The organism is Bradyrhizobium hereditatis, assembly GCF_020329435.1.
Taxonomy (GTDB): Bacteria; Pseudomonadota; Alphaproteobacteria; order Rhizobiales; family Xanthobacteraceae; genus Bradyrhizobium; species Bradyrhizobium hereditatis.
Window position 1 is genome coordinate 318,399 of record NZ_JAGKJK010000006.1, and the last position, 24,341, is coordinate 342,739.

13 protein-coding genes and 1 pseudogene are annotated in these 24,341 nt (G+C 62.2%); 13 read left to right on the forward strand and 1 reads right to left on the reverse strand.

Annotation, left to right across the window (positions count from 1 at the left end; translation table 11 throughout):
• Positions 1-5: 5 nt before the first annotated feature.
• Complete coding sequence (locus tag J6524_RS16735) at positions 6-983, reverse strand: sugar-binding transcriptional regulator (RefSeq protein WP_225672387.1); 978 nt, start codon at positions 981-983, stop codon at positions 6-8.
• A 175-nt stretch (positions 984-1,158) separates the two neighbouring features.
• Here J6524_RS16735 and J6524_RS16740 point away from each other — a divergent pair, with 175 nt between their 5' ends.
• The 13 genes and pseudogenes from J6524_RS16740 (at position 1,159) to J6524_RS16795 (ending at position 24,314) form a co-directional block, all read left to right on the forward strand.
• Positions 1,159-2,361: an ABC transporter substrate-binding protein gene (locus J6524_RS16740; RefSeq protein ID WP_225672389.1), complete on the forward strand. Its 1,203-nt coding sequence runs from the start codon at positions 1,159-1,161 to the stop codon at positions 2,359-2,361.
• A complete protein-coding gene (locus J6524_RS16745) occupies positions 2,358-3,179 on the forward strand; it encodes an ABC transporter ATP-binding protein (protein ID WP_225672391.1) in 822 nt (273 codons plus the stop codon). Before J6524_RS16740 ends, J6524_RS16745 begins: the two co-directional genes overlap by 4 nt.
• Positions 3,172-3,879, forward strand: a complete 708-nt coding sequence (locus tag J6524_RS16750) for an ABC transporter ATP-binding protein (RefSeq protein WP_225672393.1) — start codon at positions 3,172-3,174, stop codon at positions 3,877-3,879. The genes J6524_RS16745 and J6524_RS16750 overlap by 8 nt, the downstream gene beginning before the upstream one ends.
• A gap of 11 nt (positions 3,880-3,890) precedes the next feature.
• A pseudogene (locus tag J6524_RS37700) lies at positions 3,891-4,742 on the forward strand (branched-chain amino acid ABC transporter permease); the annotation flags it as partial.
• A 162-nt stretch (positions 4,743-4,904) separates the two neighbouring features.
• The gene (locus J6524_RS37705) at positions 4,905-5,804 is read left to right on the forward strand and encodes a branched-chain amino acid ABC transporter permease (RefSeq protein ID WP_312002406.1); all 900 of its coding nucleotides are present in this window, start codon (positions 4,905-4,907) and stop codon (positions 5,802-5,804) included.
• Positions 5,801-7,153 (forward strand): amidase, encoded by a 1,353-nt coding sequence (locus J6524_RS16760; RefSeq protein WP_225672398.1) that lies wholly within the window; start codon positions 5,801-5,803, stop codon positions 7,151-7,153. The genes J6524_RS37705 and J6524_RS16760 overlap by 4 nt, the downstream gene beginning before the upstream one ends.
• Before the next feature lie 46 nt (positions 7,154-7,199).
• Positions 7,200-8,279 carry a phosphonoacetate hydrolase gene (gene phnA / locus J6524_RS16765; protein ID WP_312002400.1) on the forward strand — a complete coding sequence of 360 codons (1,080 nt, stop codon included), beginning with the start codon at positions 7,200-7,202 and terminating at the stop codon, positions 8,277-8,279.
• Between the two features lie 153 nt (positions 8,280-8,432).
• The gene (locus J6524_RS16770; RefSeq protein WP_225672399.1) at positions 8,433-9,719 is read left to right on the forward strand and encodes an alkaline phosphatase family protein; all 1,287 of its coding nucleotides are present in this window, start codon (positions 8,433-8,435) and stop codon (positions 9,717-9,719) included.
• Positions 9,712-10,833: an ABC transporter ATP-binding protein gene (locus tag J6524_RS16775; RefSeq protein WP_283843315.1), complete on the forward strand. Its 1,122-nt coding sequence runs from the start codon at positions 9,712-9,714 to the stop codon at positions 10,831-10,833. Before J6524_RS16770 ends, J6524_RS16775 begins: the two co-directional genes overlap by 8 nt.
• A 74-nt stretch (positions 10,834-10,907) precedes the next feature.
• Positions 10,908-11,762, forward strand: a complete 855-nt coding sequence (locus J6524_RS16780; RefSeq protein ID WP_225672401.1) for a carbohydrate ABC transporter permease — start codon at positions 10,908-10,910, stop codon at positions 11,760-11,762.
• Positions 11,759-12,601, forward strand: coding sequence for a carbohydrate ABC transporter permease (locus tag J6524_RS16785; protein WP_225672403.1), 843 nt, complete (start codon positions 11,759-11,761; stop codon positions 12,599-12,601). Before J6524_RS16780 ends, J6524_RS16785 begins: the two co-directional genes overlap by 4 nt.
• Before the next feature lie 52 nt (positions 12,602-12,653).
• On the forward strand, positions 12,654-13,910 hold the full coding sequence (locus J6524_RS16790; RefSeq protein ID WP_225672405.1) for an ABC transporter substrate-binding protein: 1,257 nt from the start codon (positions 12,654-12,656) through the stop codon (positions 13,908-13,910).
• Between the two features lie 423 nt (positions 13,911-14,333).
• On the forward strand, positions 14,334-24,314 hold the full coding sequence (locus J6524_RS16795; RefSeq protein ID WP_225672407.1) for a choice-of-anchor I family protein: 9,981 nt from the start codon (positions 14,334-14,336) through the stop codon (positions 24,312-24,314).
• The last annotated feature ends 27 nt before the right edge of the window (positions 24,315-24,341 follow it).

The window sequence follows — 24,341 nt, forward strand, 5'->3', positions numbered from 1 at the left end:
CAAGCTCAATCCAGCAGTCTGGATGCGGCCGCTTCATCAGTGACCAGGACCTGGCAGAAGCCAGCCAACAGGCCGGCGCGAATAATAGGAACCTTGTGCTCGCCGCCGGCCGCGAGAATCCGATGCCTGATCTGGAGCATATGTTCGATCGGCGGATTGATCGTCCGCTGCACCAGGGGGTGGCTAAGCGGCTTGCCGGCTGCATCAAGGTAGTGGCCGCAAATATCCCCGACGGCACCGGCTTTAAGCAGGGAAGCCCAGGTTTCGCGAGAGATAACCTCGTATTCGAGCGCCTTTGATTGCTCAGAGAGGTCGATCGCGCTTAATAGCGCCACGTCGAGGGAGGGCACCATGGCGAGCACTGAACGAACGGGCTCACTCGCGACAAGGATGTCCCTGAGCTCCGCAGTCTCGGCGAACATTGGCGCGGTCAGATAATAGCATCGCGCGCCGAGTGCCCGGGCAATCATGGTCGCATTGTCGTACGGATTGATCGGCGCGCTTTCGGCGAGCCCTCCGGACATCAGCACCACGCGGGTGCCGTCTCCGGATCGCTGCGGCAGGTTTTGAGCTGCTGCATTGATGGTGCCTCCCCAGGTGATCCCCAGCGAACCGGACGGTGGAAGGCACTCCGCGACGTATCGCGCGGCGGCGGCCCCGACGAAGGAACGCACGTCCGTGCCGCCCATCGGGACCGGAACCACGATCGCGTGGCGCAGATCGAATTTGCGGATCAGTTCTTCCTCAAGTTCGGTGCGTTGGCCCGATGGGTCGGCAATCGTGATTTGAACGAAGCCGCTTTCCCGTGCCTCACCAAGAATCCGGTTGACGCGCTTGCGGGTCATCTTCAGCCGCTGCGCGATTGCGTCCTGGGTTTGGCCTTCGCGGAAATAGTACCAGCAGATTTTTGCAACCAACGCGGCGTCGGCACGACCATCGCCCGCTTCGCCTTCGTTTACTGCGACTTGCAAGCCTCGAATCAACGCGCACTCCGATCAGCTTCAGGAACCCGCTGTTTGCCTGCTTCCGGGATTGGAAGGCAACTCCTTCATACTTCTCCACAACTCATGTGGTTGTGCACAATTGTTCCTCCGCCGTCACAAATGTGTTACGGGCCCCTTCTATTTGTGCGCCGAGCTTGGAAACAGGAGAAAATCCATGCGTCGGCTGATCATCGGGTCATTTCTGTTATGCGGCTGGGCAACGTCCGCCCTCGCGCAATTTTCCGACAACAAGATCGTCATCGGGGTGATGGGTGATCAAAGCGGAGTCGTCGCTGATGTCGGCGGCCCCGGATCGATCCTGGCGGCTCGCATGGCGGTCGAGGATTCCGGCGGAAACGCTGGCGGTGTTCCGATCGAGATCATCACTGCCGACCATCAGAATAAACCCGACGTCGCGTCGGCGATTGCGCGCGAATGGTTCGACCGGCGCGGCGTCGATGTCATGGTCGATCTGCCGCATTCCGGCGTTGTCTTTGGCCTGATGGCGATCGCTACCGAGAAAAAGCGTTCGCTGATGATATCTGGCGCCGCCAGCGTCGAGATCACGGGCGGGCGTTGCTCGCCCTTTGCCACGCACTGGACTGATGACACCTACTCGCTCGCGCGCGGCACCGCCGCCGCCCTGACGCAGCAGGACCTGAAGTCCTGGTATTTCCTCACCGCGGACTACGCATTCGGCCATGATCTCGAAAAGGACGCCTCGCGCGTCGTCGAGGAACGTGGTGGCAAGGTGATCGGAAGCGCTCGCCATCCCCTAAGCACGGCCGATTTCTCCGCGCTGCTCCTGCGCGCGAAATCCTCGCAAGCGCAGGTCGTTGCTCTGGCGAGCGCCGGTGCCGACACTGTCAATGCCATCAAACAGGCCGGCCAGTTTGGCATCATGCGCGGGGGCCAGCGCGTCTCGGCTCTGCATGCATTTGTTACCGACATCAACAGCGTCGGCCTCGAAGCGGCCCAGGGCCTGATCATCACCACCGGCTTTTACTGGAATGATACCGACGGGACGCGCGCCTTCTCGGAGCGATTCTTCAAGGCCCATGGACGCATGCCGACCCGTGAGCAGGCCGGCGTCTATACGAGCGTGCTGCACTATCTCAAGGCCGCCGGCAACGCGAAGAGTGACGATGCCGCTCTCGTGAACGCGGAGATGCGAAAGCTTCCCGTCGATAAATTCGGTCGCCAGGTCCACATCCAGGAAAACGGTCGCGTCATCTACGATCTCGGCGTCTATCGCGTGAAAACACCGGCCGAGAGCAAGGCTCCGTGGGACTACTATGAGCGTATTGCCACGGTTCCGGCCGACACCGCGTTTCGCTCGATCGATACCGCGGGCTGCGCCGCTCCGAGCATTCGATGACGATCGTCCTTCTTGATCATCCACAGCGGGCAGCCGCGCCGATTGCCTCGGCTGTTCGAAAACACGCCGCAGCATCGCTGCTGACCGCCCGTGACCTGACGGTTCGCTTCGGCGATTTCGAGGCACTTCGTGGTGTCTCGATCGACCTCGACACACGGTCGATCCATGCAGTGATCGGGCCCAACGGAGCAGGCAAGACCACGCTATTCAACGTGATCAGCGGCTTTGTGAAGCCGACCGCCGGCCAGATTCATTTCGACGGTTCGGATGTGACAGCGGCATCGCCGAACCGTCTCGCTCGGCTCGGGCTCGCCCGATCGTTTCAAATATGCTCGATTTTCCCGAATCTCACTGTCGCCGACAATGTCCGCACGGCACTCGCGCTGAACGTGCGGGGTCTGCAGCTCCTGCGCGGGCGTTCGAGACGGGACGAAAATGAAGCAAAGGTCCGGCATCTTCTCGATCGAGGCGGGCTGACGGACGAAAGCGAACGCCGCGCCGCGGATCTGTCCTACGGCCGGCGGCGACTGCTTGAGATCGTCACGACGATCGCGATCGCACCGAAATTTCTGCTGCTCGATGAGCCGACGGCGGGTCTGGCGCGGGAGGATATCGCGCCTGTCGCAGCCCTGATCAAGACGGTCGCCGCCAACTGTGGCGTCCTTCTGGTCGAGCACAATCTACAGGTCGTCAAAACTCTGGCAGCGAAGGTCACGGTGCTTGCGGAAGGCTCGGTCCTCTGCGAAGGCAGCTACGACGAGATCGCGCGCGACCCTCGCGTGATCAACGCCTATATCGGGGCCGAGCGTCGTGCCTGACGCGGACTCGCTGCGCCTCTCGCATGTGCAAGCATGGTATGGCGATTCCCAGGCGCTGTTCGGCGTCGGATTCGCGGTTCGGCCAGGTGAGGTGACCTGTCTGGTCGGCCGCAATGGCGCAGGTAAGACAACTGTGCTTCGCGCTATCATGGGTCTACTGCCGCGCCAAACCGGCAGCATTACTTTGTCCGGGCGCGAAGCCAGCGGACTGCGCCCCTATGAGCGAACCCGGTTCGGCATTGGCTATTGTCCCGAGGAGCGGGCGATCTTCTCCAGCCTTACCGTCGAGGAGAATCTTGCGCTTCCTCCAGCGGTCTACACCACCGGCATGGCTAAGGCTGAAATCTTCGCGCTGTTCCCGAATCTTCGCACGAGGGGACGCCACTATGGCGACCAGCTTAGCGGCGGCGAGCAGCAAATGCTCGCCATCGCCCGGGTTTTACGAACGGGCGCGCGCACGCTTCTTCTGGATGAACCCACCGAGGGACTGGCGCCGGTCATCGTGAGGCAGATCGAGGATGTGCTGATCGAGCTCAAGCGCCGCGGCTACACGATCCTGCTTGTGGAACAGAACCTCGACTTCGTCCTGCATCTCGCCGATCGGGTGGTAGTGATCGAAAACGGTGCGGTTGTGGACGACCTCGAAACCCGTGGCGGCGAGCCCGTCAAGGCTCGGCTCCTCGAACGTCTTGCGCTGTGATTTCTGCAATGATGGACCTCATCCTCGGCTACCTCACGATCGGCCTCGTCAACGGCTCATTCTATGCGCTGCTCAGTCTCGGGCTGGCGCTTATCTTCGGCCTTCTCAACATTCTCAACATGACGCATGGCGTGCTCTATATGATGGGCGCCTTTGCTGCGTGGGCCGGTTCTCGATATCTCGGATTGGATTATTTCGCCGGGCTGGCTTTCGCGACGATCTGCGTAGCCGCTTTCGGCATCATCTTCGAACGTTCGTTGCTGCGTCGGACCTATGGCCTCGATCCGCTCTACGGGTTCATGCTGACGTTCGGCGCGGCAATGGTCGTTCAAGGTGGCTTCCAGGCCTATTTCGGTTCGACCGGACTTCCCTACGCCGCGCCGGATTGGTTATCCGGCGGCCTGGATCTCGGCTTTCTGTATTTTCCCGCATACCGGCTTTGGGCCGTCCTCGTGGCGCTTGTCGTATGTGTCATCGTCTGGATCGCGATTGCGCGCACGCGTCTTGGCTCTATCCTGCGCGCGTCGTCCGAAAATGCAGCTACCGCCGAAGCGCTCGGCGTCGGCGTGCCTCGTGTCTTTGCCGCCACGTTCGCCCTGGGCGCTGCGCTGGCGGGACTGGCAGGCGCGCTGGCCGCGCCGATCTATCAGGTCAGTCCGCTGATGGGCTCGGATATCCTGCTTGTCGTCTTTGCGATCATCGTTATCGGCGGCATGGGATCGATCGGGGGAACCATCGTCTCCAGCTATGTCCTCGCGCTGATCGAGAGCCTTACGCAGGCGCTGGTCCCACAGGCGGCAAGCTTCATCGTGTTCGCCTTCATGTGCGTCGTGCTGCTGCTCCGGCCGCAGGGGCTGTTCGGCATTTCGGTGGTCCGATCGCACGAATTCCTGGCGGCCCGGCTTCCGTGGATCGAGCCTGCCGGCACGCAAACCACCGCCAAACGCGTGACCGGCATCGTGCCGGTGCTCATCGCCATCGCCGCGCTATTGGCGCTGCCGATGCTGCTCTATCCCGTCTATCTGATGAAGATCTTCTGCTTCACCATCTTCGCTGCCTCATTCAATTTCCTGCTGGGATTTGCCGGCATCATGTCCTTCGGCCAGGCCGCCTTGTTCGGTACTGCTGCCTATCTCACGGCGCATGCGGCGAGGGAGTGGGCGCTGCCGGCGGAAGCCGCGATCGGTGTCGGGATCGCGGCTGCGCTCGTGCTCGGCTTAGTCATGGGCATCTTTGCGATCAGGCGCCGTGGCATCTATCAGGCCATGATCACGCTGGCGATCGCGCAGATGGTCTATTTTGTATTCGTGCAGGCCAGTTTCACCCATGGCGAGGATGGCATCCAGTCAGTCCCCCGCGGCACGTTGCTGGGATTGATCGATCTCCGTGACGATACCAATGTCTACTGGCTCTGCGCTGCCGCCATGCTTGGCGTGCTCTTCGGCCTGCGCCGTCTGATCGACTCCCCGTTCGGGATGATGTTGATCGCCATCCGCGACAATGAACGGCGAGCCCTGTCGCTGGGGCACAATGTCGACGCGTACAAGCTCGCTGCATTCGGCGTCGCTGCCTTCTGCGCCGGCGTTGCCGGCTCGATGAGCGCCATCGTCTTCCAGCTGGCCACCTTGTCCGGCGCACATTGGCATCTCTCGGGCGAAGCCGTGCTAATGGCGTTGATCGGCGGGATCGGCACCTTCGGCGGGCCTCTCGTCGGTGCCGCCGTGCTGGTGACGATGCAGCATTTCCTCTCGCCGTTCGGCGCCTGGATCGTGGCAATTCAGGGCGCCGTCTTTGTCCTTTGTGTCCTGCTGTTTCGCGACGGCTTATTGCCCCATGCCCAGGCACTCGCCGCAAATCTTCGCCGGCAACATGCAACTCCAAAAACCGCCGGGGCTCCGCAGGCTATGGAGGCAATTGGCCAATGAACGACGTATCAGGCACCCAGCAGCTGGCGCTCCTTTCGAATAGCAAGCGATTGAACGAATTGTCCGCTCGCATGATCGTCAGCGCGATCCGCAATCGCCAGTTAACGGCGACGTCGGTGATGGAAGCCTGCTTGGAGCGCATTGCCGTGCGCGAACCGCAGGTGAAGGCCTGGAGTTTCCTGGACGCCGATCTGGCGCGGAAACGCGCGTGGGTGGCAGATGAATGGCAGGCTGCGGGACTCCCGCTCGGTCCACTGCATGGTCTGCCGGTCGGCGTGAAGGACGTGTTCGATACCAGCGACATGCCGTCCGAATATGGCAGTGCAAGCTTGCGCGGTCGTCGGCCGACGGAGGACGCGGATGCCGTCAGCGTGCTGCACCGGGCCGGGGCGCTCATCATGGGCAAAACCACGACGTCCGAATTCGGAATGTATCACCCCAGTCAGACCCATAATCCCCTGGATCCGTCGCGCTCACCCGGCGTGTCGTCGGCGGGCTCTGCGGCCGCGGTCGTCGATCATATGGTTCCGCTGGCGCTCGGCACCCAGCACACGGCGTCCACGACGCTACCGGCTTCGTTCTGCGGCGCGTTCGCCCTCAAGCCGTCACTTGGTTTTACGAGCATGCGCGGATCGAACGTGCTGGTCCCCCGGATGGCGCATGTGGGTCTGTTGGCCCGGTCTGTCGACGATCTCGCGCTGTTCGCCGGCGCATTCGATCACAGGCTCGCGGAGGTCGATGCACTGCGGCATCCGCCCAGGCTCGGCTTGGTTCGCGGGCCGGGCTGGGATTTGGCAACTCCCGATGCGCGCCAGGCGCTCGACCGCTTAGTCGCCGGACTGCCTGCAACTGTGGCCGCGGTCGATCTTCCCAGAGAATTCGATATTGCGCTCGACGTCGTGCACGGTCTTCTGAACGCTCATCTGGCACATCGTTTCGGCGCCTTGCCAGAGGAAACGTTCCATAGCTTCTGCCCCCCACTGCAGGAGGGTATTGTTGCCGGGCGCGCATTGAGCGCCGCAAAGTATCTCGAACTTGAGGCGACGGCCGACCGGCTGACTGCTCTGGCCGCGTCATTGTTCTGTGATCATGACGCCTTGATCACGCTCTCCGCACCGGGAGAGGCCACGCGCCTCGAGCAGGGACCGGGCTCTGGCGCCATGTCGATGCCCTGGAGCCTGTGCGGACTACCGACCGTATCGCTACCGCTGCTGCGCGGAATGAGTGACATGCCGATCGGCGTTCAGCTCGTTGGTTGCCAGGGCGGCGACCGCAACCTTCTGCGCGTCGCGGCGTGGCTCGCAGATGAAGCAACACTCAACGATAAGTCTTCCCATGAACAAGCTTGATCGAACCCTGACCAATGCCGCGTCCCATCGCGCGGAGAGACCTCTGGTGAGAGTGAACGGACGCGACTATGCGTGGCCCAAACATTCCGCCGTTGTCATTTGTTTCGATGGCTGCGATCCGGCCTACATAGAGTCTGCCAGCGCTGCCGGAGCCATCCCTGCCATCGACCGGATGCGGCGCGAGGGCTTTTCTGCCTCCGCGCTCGCGGCAATGCCGACATTCACCAATCCCAACAACGTGTCCATCGTCTGCGGGGTACCGCCCGCCGTTCACGGCGTCTCCGGCAATTTTTATCTCGACCGAGATACCGGCGCAGAAATCATGATGGTAGACGCCACTCCCGTGCGCGCGCCGACCATTCTGGCTGCATTCTCGCAAGTGGGAGCCAAGGTTGCCGCCGTTACTGCCAAGGACAAGCTGCGCAAGGCGCTGGGACATGGGCTCGACGGCATCGCCTTCTCTGCCGAGAAAGCCGACGAGGCGACCGATGCGGAGAATGGCATCTCCGCAATCGGCGCGCTGGTGGGGCGTGGAGCGCCGGACCAGTATTCCGCCGATCTTTCCTTGTTCGTGCTCGATGCCGGAATTCGCCTGCTTGAAACCCGCCGGCCGAACCTGATGTATCTGTCGCTTTCCGACTATGTGCAGCACAAGCATGCACCGGATGCGCCGGAAGCGATCGCCTTCATGCGCGCGGTGGACGAGCGGCTCGCAAGGATGCTCGCGCTCGGGGCGTGCCTCGGGATTGTCGCCGACCATGGCATGAACGACATGGCCCACCCGAGCGGGGAGCCGAATGTCATCTATCTTGGCGACCTCTTGGATGCCGCCTTCGGCGCGGGCGCAGCCCGCGTCATCTGTCCGATCACCGATCCCTTCGTGCGGCATCATGGTGCACTGGGCGGCTTTGTTCGCGTCCATCTGCAACGGACGGAGCCTTCCAGCACCGAGGTGTTGAAATTCATTCGGCAGATTCCAGGCGTCTGCATGGCCGCCCCGCGTGAGGAAGCATGTTTGCGCTTCGAATTGCCGGAAGATCGCGAAGGCGACCGCCGTCGTGGCCAGGTCGGGCGTCGCCCTCGGCGCCCATGCAAGCGACCACGACATTTCGCAGCTGTCGGGTGAGCGGCTGCGTTCTCACGGCGGGCTCGCCGAGCAGGTGGTGCCGTTCATTCTCTGTCACCCGCTGAAGACCGGACGGGTTGAGGGCGGGGCAGGGAGACCGCTCCGCAACTATGATGTGTTTTCGGTCCTGCTTAACGATGTGAAAGTCTGACTATGCCTCGTGCCATCCTCGTCATCCTCGATGGTCTGCGCCGCGATCTCGTGACGCCGCAGACCACGCCCCGCCTTGCCGCCTTCGCCGAGCGTTCCGAACAGTTCGCCGCCCATCGAACGGTGTTTCCGTCCTGCACGCGGGTGGTCTCGGCGAGCCTGGCGACCGGTTGCTATCCGGCGCGTCACGGCTTGCAGGGCAACACCATGGCGCTCTTGGAAAACGGGCGCCTTGTCCGCCACGATGCAGGCCGTCCCGATTTTCTCCAGCACAAGCGGCGCGTCACCGGTCGCTCGCTGGCCGTGCCAACGCTGGCCGAGCGCTTAACGAACAGCGGCGGCGCCATCATCTTCAGCAATGTTTCGCCGGGAGCGGCTTATGCGCACGATCCGGATGGATTTGGGCGGGTCTATCATCGCGCCGGGTCGTTCGGCCGCGATCGTGTCCCGCTACCGGAAGATGAGCAGCTTCGCGTCACGCTGGATGTAGATGGCGACCGGGCAATGACCGAGCGCTTCATCCGCGAAGCGGTATTGCCTGAGTCTGATCCTCCTGCGCTTGCGGTGCTGTGGCTCGGCGAACCGGACGCCACGCAGCACGCCTTGCCCATGGGATCGCCCGGTCATCTTGCGGTGTTGGCGGAGGCGGATCGCAATGCCGGGCGCGTCATGGACGCGGTGGCCACGCTCGCCGACAGGGACGATATTCTTTTGCTGATAGGATCAGATCACGGCCATCAAACGGTCACCGGCGTCATCGACATCGACGAAGAACTGGTCTCCGCCGGACTGAAGGAGAGCCTTGAATCGACCGACGTGGTCGTCGCCTCGAACGGCACCTCCGCGCTGCTCTATGTCCATCCCGATTTCGTCGCGCGCACGCCGGCAGTCGCCAACTTCCTCGCGAGTCAGGAATGGGCGGAAACCGTTCTCGGTGGTGCCGCGCTGGCGTCGGTGGGGCAGGGCCGGGATCACGGCCTGGCGTTTGCGGTCTCAATGCGCGCAAGTGATGAGCCCAACGCCTACGGCGTCGCTGGTACCAGCCTTGTCGCGGAGCGTGCCGGCAACAAGGCAGACATTCTTGGCAGCGGCCAGCACGGTGGCCTCGGCGCAGGCGAGCAAGCGCCGTTCCTCATGATCGACGGCGCGGGCTTCAGCCGCGGCGTAGCGAGGCAGGAGCCTTCCTGCATCACAGACATCGCGCCAACCATTCTTACGCATCTCGGGCTTCCCGCTTCCGGAATGGATGGGCGTCCGCTTCAGGCAGTTCAGGGAGGCCGCAATGGCTGAGATTGAACTGCGCCACATCGAGAAGAGCTATGGCGAAACGGCAGTTGTGAAGGACGTGTCGCTGAGCATTCGGGACGGCGAGTTTCTTACCTTGGTTGGTCCCTCCGGATGCGGGAAGTCCACTTTATTGCGGATTATCGCCGGGCTGGAGGCGCAGGATAGCGGCGAGGTCGTAGTGGGCGGCCGCTGCGTGGACGACAAGCGCCCGAAGGAGCGCGACGTCGCCATGGTATTCCAGTCTTACGCGCTCTATCCTCATTTTAGCGTATTCGACAACCTCGCTTTGCCACTGCGGACGCGGCGCCTGAGCTTCGCCCAGCGGCTGCCGTTTGTAGGCCGTGCTTGGCCTGGTCGCAGCGATGTTGAAAACGCGATCCGTGCCGAGATCGCCGAAACAGCTTCGATGCTCGACATCGCCCATCTGTTGCACCGCAAGCCAGGCCAGCTTTCCGGCGGCCAGCGCCAGCGCGTCGCGCTCGGCCGCGCGATGGTGCGGCATCCTGCAGTGTTTTTGATGGACGAGCCGCTGTCCAACCTCGACGCCAAGTTGCGGGTGCAGATGCGAGGTGAAATTATGGCGCTGCATCGTCGTCTGGGCGTCACCTTCGTTTACGTCACTCACGATCAGGCAGAAGCGATGACGATGTCCGACCGCGTCGCCGTGATGACGGCCGGCGAACTGCTTCAGGTCGGCCAGCCAGAGCAGCTCTACCGCGACCCGCAGGATCTGCGAGTTGCCGAGATGATCGGCAGCCCAAAGATCAATGTGGTTTCTTGCGCCGACTGGACATCTTTGGGGGCGTCGCTTCCCCCAGGCGTTCATCGGAGCACGACACATCTCGCGTTTCGTCCAGAGGCCGTTGGAATAGCCGCGCCCGGGGATAGAAGACTCAGCGGCATCGTCTCCACCGTCGAAAATCTCGGCTCCGATATCTTCCTGAACGTGGCGCTTGCAGACGGATGCGGCACCGTCGTCGTGCGCACGCACCCTGACGGATCCCGTTCCGAGCCAGGTCGTCCGGTTGGCCTTCAGATCGATCCGGGCTGCTTGTTGCAATTTGACGGCGCGGGGATGCGCCAGGGCCAGACCGAGCAGGTCGAGGTCGCAGCGTGACGGATGCTGACCAAGATCGCGCCTGCAGGGGCAATGCGAAAGCCAGCTTCGCGACGAGATCGGGAGAACACGCGGTGGCCTGGCTCGCCGTATCCCCGGCTTTGCTGCTGCTGGTAGTCCTTCTGTTCGGCCCGGTTGCGGCGGTTGTGTTTTTCTCCCTGACTGACTGGCAGCTCGGATCATTTGCCTTTCGTTTCACCGGAATCGCGAATTTCAGGACGCTGTTCACGGATCCGACCTTCTGGAAAGCGCTGAGCAATACCCTGGTTTATGCGGCTATCGTCGTGCCGGGCACGGTGTTGCTCGGTTTGGTCGTGGCCCTGCTCATCGAGGCGAGTCCCCGCGTGCGTGGTTTCTACAGGGCCGCCCATTTCCTTCCTGTGATGGCCACGATGTCGGCCATGGCGATCGTCTGGAGCACCATGCTGCATCCGACGATCGGCCTCGTGAATCGGGCTCTGGGAGTGATGGGGATTTCCGGGGTCAACTGGCTCAGGGACGAGCGTACGGCGCTGCTCGCGCTCGCCTTGATCGGCATATGGCAAGGCTTCGGTTTCGCCATGGTCCTGTTCGTATCCGGCCTCAAGGCCGTTCCGCAGCAGCTCTACGACGCAGCCGCCATCGATGGTGCCGACGGCGTTCTGGACCGTCTGCGTTTCGTGACGTTGCCCATACTGGGACCGGTCACCATGTTCGTCGTCATCCTGACGGCGAAGCGGTCCTTCGAGGTCTTCGACAGCGTTCGCGTTCTGACCCAAGGCGGGCCGAACTATGCGTCCGACGTGCTGCTGCATCGATTCTACACCGAGAGCTTCGATTTCCTCCGCATGGGATATGGCGCAGCGCTCACCGTGGTCTATCTCGCAATCGTCGTGCTGCTTACGCTGACGCAGGCGCGGCTTCTCGAACGGCGGGTCCATTATTCATGATCGCCCGCTCTCCAGACTGGCGGATCGCTGGCCGGCTCGCTCGGCACACGATCCTGATTCTCACCGCCGCATTTGCGTTGCTGCCATTTCTCTGGATGGTGAGCCTCTCGCTCAAACCGCCGGAAGAGATCTTTCAGGCCGACTTCCACCTTTGGCCGACGACCTTTCATGGGATCGAGAACTACCGCGTCGCGCTAACGGCGGCGCCGATGTTCCGATTCCTGTTGAACGGGCTGCTGGTATGCGCAGCGATCTTCGCGCTGCAGCTCCTGGTCTGCATTCCCTGCGCCTATGCACTTGCGAAGCTGCGTTTTCACGGCAGGGACACCTTGTTCTCTGCGGTGCTGGTCGGCCTGCTGCTGCCGCATCAAGCTCTCGCCATTCCGCATTTCGTCCTGTTGAACGTGTTTGGGCTCCTGGACACCTATGCCGCGCTGATCCTGCCGTGGGCGATCTCTACTTTCGGAATTTTCCTGCTGCGGCAGTTCTTTCGGTCGATACCGGACGAGATCATTCACGCCGCTCGCCTCGATGGGCTCGGCGAGTTCGAGATCATCTGGCGCATCATGATCCCCATGACGGCCCCGGCGCTGGCTGCCTTTGGCATCTTTTCGGTCGTGGCCCATTGGAATGATTTGTTCTGGCCGCTCATCGCGGTGCGCCGCGAGGAAGTTTCCACGCCTGCGCTCGGAATCCTGCTCTTCCGTGACGACGAAGCCGGGCAATTCCTCGGTCCGCTGATGGCCGGCGCCGTGATCATCGTAGCCCCACTTCTCCTTGCATTTCTGATTGCGCAGCGCCGGTTTATCGACGGCCTCGCTGTAACGAACATGAAGTAATCCAAAATGGAGACCGTCCATGCTTGATCAAATCGTAACCCGGCTTCGCCCGGTGCTCGCCGGAGCCGCCGCCGTCGCGGCGGTCGGCGCGACGGCCGCGCGGGCCGAAGTCACGCTTGACGTGCTCTACACCACGCCCGGTACCTTCAATGCGCTGCATCAGGAATTGGCCAAGCGCTTCACCGAGGCGCACCCCGACATCAAGGTGAAGTTCCGCAACCCCGTTGCGAGCTATGAGGAGGCCGCACAGCAAATTCTGCGTGACCAGATCACCGGTCGCCTGCCGGATGTCGCTTTCAACGGGATCAACCAGATTGGCCTGTTTGTAGATCGGGGATTAGGCGCGCCGCTGGACGGATTCGCGGCGGCAGATGGTGGGCTTGCCGGACTTGGTTATTACCCGACGCTTGCGGAACTCGGAAAATACAAGGGCAAGCTCTATGGCCTGCCATTCGCAGTTTCGACGCCCGTGCTCTACGTGAATGCTGATCTGCTCGCAAAGGCCGGCGCCGATGTGTCAGCGCTTCCAAAGACCTGGCCGGAGCTTCTGACTCTGGGCAAGACCATCGAGGCGAAAGCGGGCACCTCGGCTACCGGCTTCTATTATCAGTGGGAGCAAACTGGAAACTGGCTGTTCCAGTCGCTGGTGACGAGCAAGGGCGGTCGTATTCTCAAAGCCGACGGATGCAGCGTCGCCTTCAACGACGCGAACGGCAAGTGGGCGCTGAAGACGCTGGAAGATTTCGGCAAATCGGGCATGCCGAACCTCGCGCTTGGTCAGGCCCGGCAATCCTTCGTCGCCGGCAGTATCGCGATACTCGCGGATTCCACATCCTACGTGGCCGCGGCTGAGCGGCAGATCGGTGGTCGCTTCCGGTTCAAAACCGTTGCCTTCCCGCTCGCCACAGCCGACGGGCGCCTTCCCGCAGGCGGAAACGTCGCCATGGTTTTCGCAAAAGACGCGGAACGCCAGAAGGCCGCCTGGAAATACGTTAAGTTCGTCACCGGACCGGTCGGCCAGACCGCCATGGTCAATTCCACCGGCTATATGCCCGGCAACGAGATCGCTGTAAAAACACCGGAGCTGCTCGGCGCTTTCTACGAGCGGAGCCCCAACCACCTGACCAGTATCCAGCAGCTGCCGCTGCTGACGGAATGGGCATCTTTTCCAGGTGATAATTCGCTGAAAATTATCGAAGTGATCAAGCACCACATAGAGAGCCTGGTGACGGCCAAGCGTACGGCGGAGCAGGTCATGCCTGAGCTGGTTGGAGATGTGTCCAATCTTCTGCCAAAGTGTGGCGACTAGCCAACAATCGAACGAACCGCGACCGCCGAAGGGCAGCAAATTGTCGCATCCGTCGTGCTGCGGCTTCATTTGCGGATGCTGGCACGGGGCACTCTGGCCGGTGCGCGGGCCCCGCTGCCGTTGCTCCGGCTGAAGCGAAATGTGCTGGATCGCGCGGTCGTGGCGGTCCGAGCCGTGGGCAAAACCGGAAAATCGTTGTCTCTCTGTCCGAAGGTCCGGACCGAGATAGCTGGCGCCGCCGCCTCCTATCTCGGTGGATGAATCGCAATGGTTAAAAAACCGTCACCGCGCTGTAATTAACGCCATCCTACATTCCGCGCGCTGACGCCTCCCGGTCGTCGCCAACAACAATTCTTCAATGCTGCGCGCGCGGTCCCCCTGCGGCGCGACGGTTTCCTTTTGTCTTTTCGAATGGAGAATACCATGGCTCTCGTTCCCGGTTCGATCGCCTTCATCGGTTACAACGCTGATGGCAACGACGGTTTCGCCTTCATCGTGCTCGACACGATCGATCCGGGTCAGGTCATTCACTTCAGCGACAACGAGTGGGACGGCAGTGCCTTTAATTCGGGCGAGGGTGGTTTCTCCTGGACCAATGGCGCCACCGCGCTTGCCGCCGGAACGGTCGTCGAGTTCCTGAACACTTCGGCGACAAAATCCGTCAATATTGGCACGGTTTCTGCGGGATCGATTGCGCTCGGCAATTCGGGCGAGTCGATCTACGCCTTTACGGGCTCCTCGCTGACTACGCCGACCACGTTCCTTGCCGCTGTCACCAACAATAGCGGCGGCTTTAGCGGTGCGACCAGCAGCGGGTTGCTGACCAACACCGGCCTGATCGCCGGCTCCACCGCATTGGTGCTGCCCGGCATAAGCGGAGCCGACGTGGCGGTCTACAATCCGGCAATAGCAGGCAGCGTGTTCGCTTCGCGCGCAGACGCTCTGATCGCCTTTAATACCGGCTCTAATTTCGTGACGCAGGACGCCAGCGGCAACCAGGACGCTGATGATGTGACGCCGGACGCGCCGTTCCGCACCGATCCGCAATCGCCGATATCAGGTGTAACGTTCACCATCGGCGCGCCGCCGCAGCCCCAGGCGGTCGCGTTCGCGCCGGCCTCGGTGTCGGTGTCACAGGCCGAGGGTAATGCAGGCACCACGACTTTCACCTTCACGGTCGAGCGGACAGGCGGGACTGTCGGCGATATCAGCTTCAGCGGTCAGGTTTCCTCGGCTGCGGCGAACGCCGCCGATTTCAGTGGTCCAGCGACGGTACCCTTCGCCTTCAGCGGCACGATTCCGGCAGGGCAGACTTCGGCGGTCGTGGTCGTCCAGGTCGCCGGCGATGCCGCCGTCGAAGCCGACGAGGTCTTCACCCTGACCTTGCAGACGGTCTCCAACAACAATGCGAACGTGACCGCGTCGCTCGGTGCGCAGGCCACCGCGACCGGCACGATCCAGAACGACGATGCGGCCGCCCCGGGCAATGTTATCAACGGTATTACCATCCTCGACGAAGCGCCGTCTCTCGCCGGTGCTACCGCGACGCCGGCAGCAACCAATGCGGTTCAGCTCATCCGCCTCGACAATTTCACCCCCGCCGCCGGCACGAATGCGGAGGTCGTGACCTTCGACGCCACCACCGATCGAGCGTTCGTGCTCAACACCATCGGCAACAGGATCGACATCGTCGGCATCAGCGCCCGCGGCGCGACCAGTGCCGTCGGTTCGATCGATCTCACCGCGCTTGACGGTTTCGGCGGCGCCAACTCGGTCGCGGTCAAGAATGGCGTGCTCGCGGTCGCCGTCGCGGGCGACCAGCCCGGCGCCAACGGTTTCATCGCGCTGTTTGATACCAATGGTGTGCTGATCAAGACGATCGAAGTCGGCGCCGGTCCGGACCAGATCGTGTTTACGGCGGATGGTTCGAAACTTCTGGTCGCGAACGAGGGCGAGCCGTTCACGGTCGAATCGAACGTGGTCAATCCCGAAGGCAGCGTATCTATCATCGATCTTGCCGGTGGCGCGGCCAACGCGGCCGTTGCGACTACGATTGAATTCGACGCGCTCAACGGTTTTGAGAGCGTGCTCAAGCAGGCCGGCGTAAGTGTGCTCACCGGTCAGGCGGCTGCCGCGGACATCGAGCCGGAATACATTACCGTCTCTCCGGATGGATCGCGCGCCTACGTCACGCTCCAGGAAGTCAATGCCGTTGCGGTGATCGATCTCACCAACCCGGCCGCGACCAAACCGATCGCCATTCTGCCGCTCGGCGGCGTCGATCATAACCTCGCCGGCAACGTGTTCGACGGCAGCGATCGCGATGGCACTGCGAACCTCCGTACGGCCGACGTGATCGGCCTGCTGCAGCCGGATGCGATCGCCAGCTATTCGGTCGGCGGCTCCACCTATTTCATCACAGCCAATGAAGGCGATGCGCGCGTCAATCTCGACGATGAAGCCAATCTTGCCGACCTAACGCTCGATCCGACAGCCTACGCAAATGCGGCTGCGCTTCAAAATAACACCACCGGGCTCGGCCGGCTTCGGGTTCGCCAAGATCTCGGCGATACCGATGGCGACGGCGATATCGATCAGATCTACGCCTATGGTGGCCGCGGCATCTCGATCTTCAAGCAGAATGCCGACGGCACCATCACCAAGGTGCGCGAGACCGGCGGCGAGTTCGAAGCTATCATTGCCCGTAACTTCGCGGCTCGTTTCAACATCGACACCGCCGAGGGTGGCGGAGGCGGCGCGACCGACAACCGGTCCGACAATAAGGGGCCCGAGCCGGAAGGCGTCGACATCGGTGTCATCAACGGCCGCACCTATGCTTTTGTTGGTTTGGAGCGTGTCGGCGGCGTCATGATCTATGACGTCACCGATCCAGCTAACGCCAGCTATGTCGGCTACCGCCCGCCGCTGACGGGGGAGGGCAACGCGCCCGAAGTGACGAAATTCATCAGCGCCGAGGACTCGCCGACCGGCACGGCGCTGGTGCTCACGGCCAACGAAGGCAACTCAAGCGCCGGCTTCGCAGGCGCCGGGCTGACAGTCTACGCGGCCCTGCCGGAAAACTATACCCAGGAGATTCGTGTCGCGTCGTCCTCGACCAGTGTGTCGCAGGCGGAGGGCAATACCGGCACCACCGCCTTCACCTTCACCATCGAGCGCACCAATGGCACCATCGGCTCGATCGATGTGACGCTGCAATTGGCGGCGGGTGCAAGCAATGGCGCCAACGCGCAGGACTTCGCGGGCGTCATGAACCTGCCGAGCAATGTCACCGTCACCATTCCGGCCGGTCAGGCGTCGGCGACGGTGACGATCAATGTAGCCGGCGATACCGCATTTGAAGCCAACGAGAGCTTCACGGCCACCATCACCAGCGCGACGACGACGCAGACGGGTGTCACCACTGCAATCAGCGCTACCCAGGCCGTCGCGACCGGCACGATCCAGAACGATGATGTATTGCATATTTACGACGTCCAGGGTGCAGGACATCGTTCGGAGTACGTTGGCCAGCAGGTGACTGTGCGCGGCATCGTCACGGCTATTGACGCGTCCGGCACCGAGAACGGCGGCAACAACCCGGTCGGCTATTACATTCAGGACGCGGTCGGCGACGGCGACTACCGTACCTCGGATGGCGTGTTTGTTTTCCTGGGTACCGGCGCCAATGTGACGATCCCCAACGGCATCGTGGTTGGTGCGGAAGTGCAATTGACCGCAACCGTCAACGAATTTGCCGGCACGAACCAGCTTTCGGTGACGCAGCTCAATCCGGTGGCCGGCACGACGAGCGTGCTGTCAACCGGCAATGCGCTGCCAACGGCCGTCCGCGTGGGCGATGTCGACAACCTCGCGACCGGCCTTGAGCGTAAACCGGCGCTGGTGTCGCTCGGTGATGATGATGTCGATACCGCTCCTCCTACCGGCAGCTACGACCCGATCAATCAAGGATCGGATTTCTGGGAATCGCTGGAGGGTATGCGCGTCACGCTTGAAGACGTGCGCGTCACCAGTCCCTTCCACTCGAATTTCGACGAGCAGTTCGTCACGCCGAACGTCGGCGCGAACCCCTCAAGCAATTCGCGTGGCGGCCTGACCATCAGCGACACGACGCCCGGGACGACGCAGCCGGCCGACAAAGTATTCGACTTCAATCCGGAGCGTATTCAACTCGACGACGAGGCGGGAGTGGCGCTGCCGACCGGCCTTCAAACAGGCGACCGCTTGGGCGATGTGACAGGCGTCGTCAACTACGCGAACGGCCAGTATGAGGTAAACACCACCGAGGCGTATGGTCCGGTAACGGCCGCGAACCTGGAAAAGGAAACCACCACTATCGTGGAGAACTTTGACCGGATTCGCGTTGCGACCTTCAATGTCGAGAACCTGGCACCGGTTGGCCAGCCGGTGGATGGCGTGCCGACGCAAGCAAGCAAGTTCGCTGGTCTCGCCGCTGCCATCGTCAACAACCTCAAGACGCCGGAAATCATTGCGCTCCAGGAGGTGCTGGACAATGACGGTGCCACCAGCTCGAGCGTCACAAGCGCCTCGCAGACACTCTCGCAACTGATCGATGCCATCGTCGCTGCCGGCGGCCCACGCTACGTGGCCATCGACTCACCGCCGATCGACAACATTGGCGGCATCCCGAACGGCAATCAGCGTGTCGCCTATCTGTACGATCCAGAGGCGGTTTCGCCGACGGCGCGCAATGGCCTGACTGATATCGTCAGCGATGCAGATGGTGTGAAAGTGCAGCTGTTCCCGAGCGCCAACCAGATCGGGCAGGGCAATACCGACTTCACCGCCACGCGCAAGTCGCTGCCGATGGAATGGTCGCCCGTCGGCTACACCGACGAGCAGGGCGGTACGTTCTGGACAGTCAACAACCATCTCTCCTCGAAGGGTGGCTCGGCGCCGCTCTACACCACCTTGCTAGATCTGCCGCTCTATGCCGATCCGATCAATGGTTCCGCGCAGCAAACCGGCACGTCGAATGAGCGTGAAGGGCAGGCCGAAACGATCAACGCGTTTGTCGATGGGCTGCTGGCCAATGGATCGGCGACCGATGACCGTATCGTGGTGCTCGGCGACCTGAACGACTTCCAGTTCTTCCCGGTCGTCGATCTCATCACGGGCGCGCTCACCCGCACCGCCGCCAACCCCGACGGGACCGCCAGTGTCTTTGCTCCGGGCACGGCGGTGCTTGGGGAATTGATCAGCAAGCTCCCGGAGAACGAGCGCTATTCCTACAGTTTCGACGGCAATGCGCAGGCGCTGGATCACATCCTGGTGTCGAACAACATGTTCGACAGCGCGCAGTTCGACATCGTGCACATCAACTCGGAGTTCATCGACCAGCTCTCCGATCACGACCCGTCGGTATCGTCGCTTCTGATGTCCCGTTCGGCCGCGATCGCAACCGCTGGCAACGACGTGTTCGATCAGGCCGCCTACACGGCGAAGTTCGGCGCGCGCGGCAGCCTCGCCGGTAACGACACCATCGACGGCCTCGGAGGTGATGACCGCATCGTCGCCGGTGGCGGCAACGACGTCGTCGATGGAGGAACCAATGGTGCGGCTGGCGACACTGCAGTGTTCACTGGCGCACGCAGCAACTACACGATCACCGTGCAGGGTGGCTCGTTCGTCATTACCGATAACCGCACTGGCTCTTCGGACGGTATAGACACCGTCTCGAACGTGGAGCGGTTCGAGTTCGCAGACCGCACGCTCACGGCCGCAGAGTTGACCGATGCAACGTGGCCCGTCCTTACCGCCGCGACGCCGGCGGACGATGCGACTGCAGTGGCGGCCGGAAATAACATTGTGCTCACCTTTGACGAAGCCGTCGCGGCCGGTACCGGAAATATCGTCATCAGCAACGGCGCAGGCGACACCCGCACGATCGCGATCAACGACGCCTCGCAGGTCACGATCTCCGGCAACACCGTCACCATCAATCCGACGGCCGATCTGGCGGCCGGAGCAACTTACGACGTTACCCTTGCATCGGGCGTGATCACCGACGTTGCGGGTAACGCTTTCGGCGGCATCGCGCAGAATGCGCTCGACTTCACCGTTGCGGCGCCGCAGACCTATAAGCTGCAGATCCTGCACGCATCGGATTTCGAGGCGGGGCTGAAGGCGATCGACGACGCGCCGCGCTTCGCGGCCATCGTGGACCGGCTCGAGGATCAGTTCGCCAACTCGATCACGCTGGCGTCTGGCGACAACTATATTCCGAGCCCGTTCTTCAATGCCGCCAGCGACCCGTCCATGGCGGGGTTCTTCCCGCCGAGTATCGGCCGTGCCGACATCCGCATCCTGAACTCGACCGGAATCGAGGCATCCGTCATCGGCAACCACGAGTTCGATCCGGGCCCGCGCGATGTGCAGAACCTCATCCGCCCGGTCGCCGATCCCGACGGGGCAGGTCCGCTGGGTGGCTACGAAGGAACCCGATTCGCCTATCTCGCCGCCAACCTGAACTTTGCCGGCGAGCCGGACCTAGCGCCCAACGCCCAGACCACGCCGCTGACTGAAGCGACGTTCGGCGTCGGTGCAAGCGGCGGGCGCCGCATCGCTCCGTCGACCATTCTTGAGGAAAATGGCGAGAAGATCGGCGTCGTTGGCGTCACCACGCCGGTGTTCGAGGACATCACGACACCGGGCGGGGTGCGGATCATTGGCCCGCGTACGCTGGAAACCGATGCCGACTTCATCGCGCTTGCAGCGGTTATCCAACCGGCGATCGATGCTGTCATCGCCCAGGGTGTCAACAAGGTGATCATCGTTTCGCAGCTGCAGGAGCTGGAGAACGAGCAGAAGCTCATCACCTTCCTGAAGGGCGTCGACGTCGTGATCGGCGGCGGCTCGAACACGCTGCTCTCCGACAGCAACGACGTTCTTCGCCCGGGCGATGTCAGCGAAGGCGAATACGCACAGATCATCACCAACGCGGAAGGCAAGAACACGGTTCTCGTCAATACCGACGGCAACTACAAGTATGTGGGCCGGCTGGTGCTCGAGTTCGATGCCAATGGCGACATTATTCCCGCCAGCCTCGATCCGAACATCAACGGCGCCTATGCCACTGATGATGCGGGTCTTGCCAGGGTCTATGAAGGCTCCGGAATCGATCCGTTCGCCGAGGGCTCGCGTGGTGATGCAGTGCGCGACATCACCACCGCAATCGACGGCATCATCACCCAGAAGGATGCCGTTACCTTCGGTCGCACCGACGTTTACCTTGAGGGGCGACGTGGCGAGGTGCGCTCGCAGGAAACCAATCTCGGCAACCTCTCTGCCGATGCCAACCTGTGGTACGCCAAGTCCGGCTACGACGACACGGTTCAGATCTCGATCAAGAACGGCGGCGGCATCCGCGACTCGATCGGCTCGATCAGCTCCGAGGGCGATGGTGCGGAACTGCCACCGGCTGCAAATCCGGAAGTTGGCAAGGAAGCGGGCGAGGTCAGCCAGCTCGACATTGAGAACTCACTGCGCTTCAACAACGCGCTCAGCCTTGTCACATTGACGCCGCAGCAACTGCTTGAGGCACTCGAAAATGGTGTTTCCAATCCAAGCGGCATCTTCGCCCAGGTCGGCGGCCTCCGGTTCAGCTACGATCTGACTCGTCCTGTGGAGGACCGGGTTCGCTCGGTCTCGCTGGTCGACGAAAATGAGCACGTGATCGCGGTCGTTGTCGCCGACGGTGAAGTGGTTGCAGATGCGCCGGCGGCGATCCGGATGGTGACGCTGAGCTTCCTGATCGGTGGGGCAAATCCCAACGCTCCGGGCGGGTTCAACCGGCCCGACGGCTTCCGGTTTGCCGAGTACATCGCGGCCAACCCGGCGTTTGCCAACCGTGTCGATCTGTCTCCGGATAATTTGCCGGCCGACGACGTAGCGGCCCGCACCGGCATCGCCAAGTTTACCGACGACGGCTTCGAGCAGGACGCACTGGCCGAATATCTCGCGGCGAACTTCTCGGATACACCGTACGCGCAGGCGGATACGGCTCCGGCCCAGGATCAGCGCATCCAGAATCTGGTCGCAAACGGCGGCACCGACACCGTCCTGCCGATCATGGGAACCGACGGTGAGGATGACCTGTCCGGTACCGCCGCAAAGAACTCGATCTTTGCCAAGAATGGCGACGATCGCGTCCGCAGCCTTGGCGGCAACGATCTGGTGCTCGGCGGCGGCGGTGACGACGTCATCGAAGGTGGTGACGGCGACGACCGTCTCGAGGGCGGCGAGGGCAACGATTTCGTCTTCGGCGACGCAGGTAATGATACCGTGCTGGGCGGTGCCGGCGACGACCGCCTTCGCGGCAATGACGGCAATGACAAGCTGGCCGGTGGAATTGGCAATGACAATCTCAACGGCGGTGCGGGTTCGGATGCTTATGCCTACAAGCTGGGCGACGGTTCCGACATCATTACTGACGCGGCGAATGCGCCGGCTGATACCGATACGCTGGCGCTGGTTGACATCAATGCTGCGGACGTCACGTTCCGTCGGTTCGGCAACGACACCCAGATCGAGCTGTCCAACGGCAGCGTCATCACGCTGAAGGATCAGCGGATCGGCGGTGGCGTCGAGAAGGTGACCTTCGCCAACGGCCAAGAGCTCGATCGCAACGGCATCAACGCTGCGATCGTCAATCGCGGACCGGTGGCCGTGGACGACACGGCGGCGACCGTGGCGGAAGATGCGGCGGCGTTCGTCATCCCGTTCGCCGACATTATCGGCAATGATACCGATGCCGATCTTGATACGCTCTCGATCACTGCGCTCGCCAATGTCGTTGGCGGCACCGCCGAGATCGTAGCTGACGGCATCCGGTTCACGCCGGCCGTCAATTTCAACGGGCCCGCCTCGTTCGAGTATACCCTCAGCGATGGCAGCGGCGGTTCGGATATCGGCAAGGTCAGCTTCACCGTGACCGCGGTGAACGATGCGCCGGCTCCGACGACGCCGGTCGCGGTCCAAACCGACGAGGATACTCAGCTCGTTGGCCAGGTCGCAGTAACCGATGCCGAAGGCGACACGCTGACCTACACGGTCGGCACCTCCGCTCAGCATGGCACCATCAGCGTCAATGCCCAGGGTCAATACACCTATACGCCAGCCCTGAACTTCCACGGCAGCGACAGTTTCGTCATCAAGGTCAGCGACGGCATCGCGCCGCCGGTGGACGCGGTGATCAATGTCACCGTCAAACCAGTCAATGATGCGCCGACTGTTGTCACGCCGGCCGTCGCGGGCACTAACGAGGATACGCAGCTCACCGGCCAGATCGTGGCCACCGACGTTGACGGCGATACGCTAACCTATGCAGTTGGTACCGGCCCGCAGCACGGCACCGTGAGCGTCAATGCCCAGGGTCAGTACATCTATACCCCTGACCAGAACTTCAATGGCGACGACAGCTTTGTCATCAAGGTCAGCGACGGCATCGCCGCGGCGGTCGATACCGTCGTCAAGGTGGCGGTTGCACCCGTCAATGATGCACCGGTCACGGTGGCGGATATCGGCACTACGGGTGAGAATCAGGCCAAGTCGTTTGATCTCCTGGCCAACGACACCGACGTCGAAGGCAACCTGCCGCTCAGCCTCGCGGCTTTCGAGGTCATAGACGTCAACGGCATCAACCTGACCAACGCACAGGCGCAGTCGGCGTTTTCGATTGCCCCGAACGGCCGGTTGCAGTTCACACCGGGCAATCTGTTCGATGGCCTGAACGACGGAGAGAACGCCACGGTCTCGATCCGTTATACGGCCGCCGACAAACTGAATGCGCAGTCGACCGGTACGTTCACCTTGACGGTCACGGGCGAGACCGACGCGAACGTGATCAATGGGACCAACGGCACGAACCTTCTGCTCGGAACCGATGGTGTCGATTTGATCAATGCACGCGGCGGCATCGACTTTGTTCTTGCCCAGGGCGGCAATGACACGGTGCATGCGGGCGAGGGCAACGACTTCGTGTTCGGCGGTGCCGGTAACGACACCCTCAACGGCAATGGCGGCCGCGATAACCTGTTCGGCGAAGATGGCGATGACGTTCTCGTCGGCGGAGCAGGCAATGATCTGCTCTATGGCGGATCGGGCCGCGACACCTTCGTGTTCCAGTACAGCAATGGCGGGTCCGGACGCGACATCGTGTTCGATTTCCGTGCGGGCTCGGGTCCGGACCACGACATCGTTCAGCTCGATCAGTCGAAATTTGCCGACTTCAGCGCGCTGATGGCTTCCAGTGCGTTGCAGGACACGCAGATCGGCGTCCAGATCAGCTATGACGACGGGTCGAACATCACGCTGCTCGGCGTCAACAAGGCAAGCCTGACGGTGGACGATTTCAAGTTCGCCTGACGGGCCGCAACTTGACCTGTGAATCGA

Bases quoted from the DNA above. Each gene is read 5' to 3' on its own strand.
- J6524_RS16740 (WP_225672389.1), top strand. From the start codon at position 1,159: ATGCGTCGGCTGATCATCGGGTCATTTCTGTTATGCGGCTGGGCAACG.
- J6524_RS16745 (WP_225672391.1), top strand. From the start codon at position 2,358: ATGACGATCGTCCTTCTTGATCATCCACAGCGGGCAGCCGCGCCGATT.
- J6524_RS37705 (WP_312002406.1), top strand. From the start codon at position 4,905: ATGAAGATCTTCTGCTTCACCATCTTCGCTGCCTCATTCAATTTCCTG.
- J6524_RS16760 (WP_225672398.1), top strand. From the start codon at position 5,801: ATGAACGACGTATCAGGCACCCAGCAGCTGGCGCTCCTTTCGAATAGC.
- J6524_RS16770 (WP_225672399.1), top strand. From the start codon at position 8,433: ATGCCTCGTGCCATCCTCGTCATCCTCGATGGTCTGCGCCGCGATCTC.
- J6524_RS16775 (WP_283843315.1), top strand. From the start codon at position 9,712: ATGGCTGAGATTGAACTGCGCCACATCGAGAAGAGCTATGGCGAAACG.
- J6524_RS16785 (WP_225672403.1), top strand. From the start codon at position 11,759: ATGATCGCCCGCTCTCCAGACTGGCGGATCGCTGGCCGGCTCGCTCGG.
- J6524_RS16795 (WP_225672407.1), top strand. From the start codon at position 14,334: ATGGCTCTCGTTCCCGGTTCGATCGCCTTCATCGGTTACAACGCTGAT.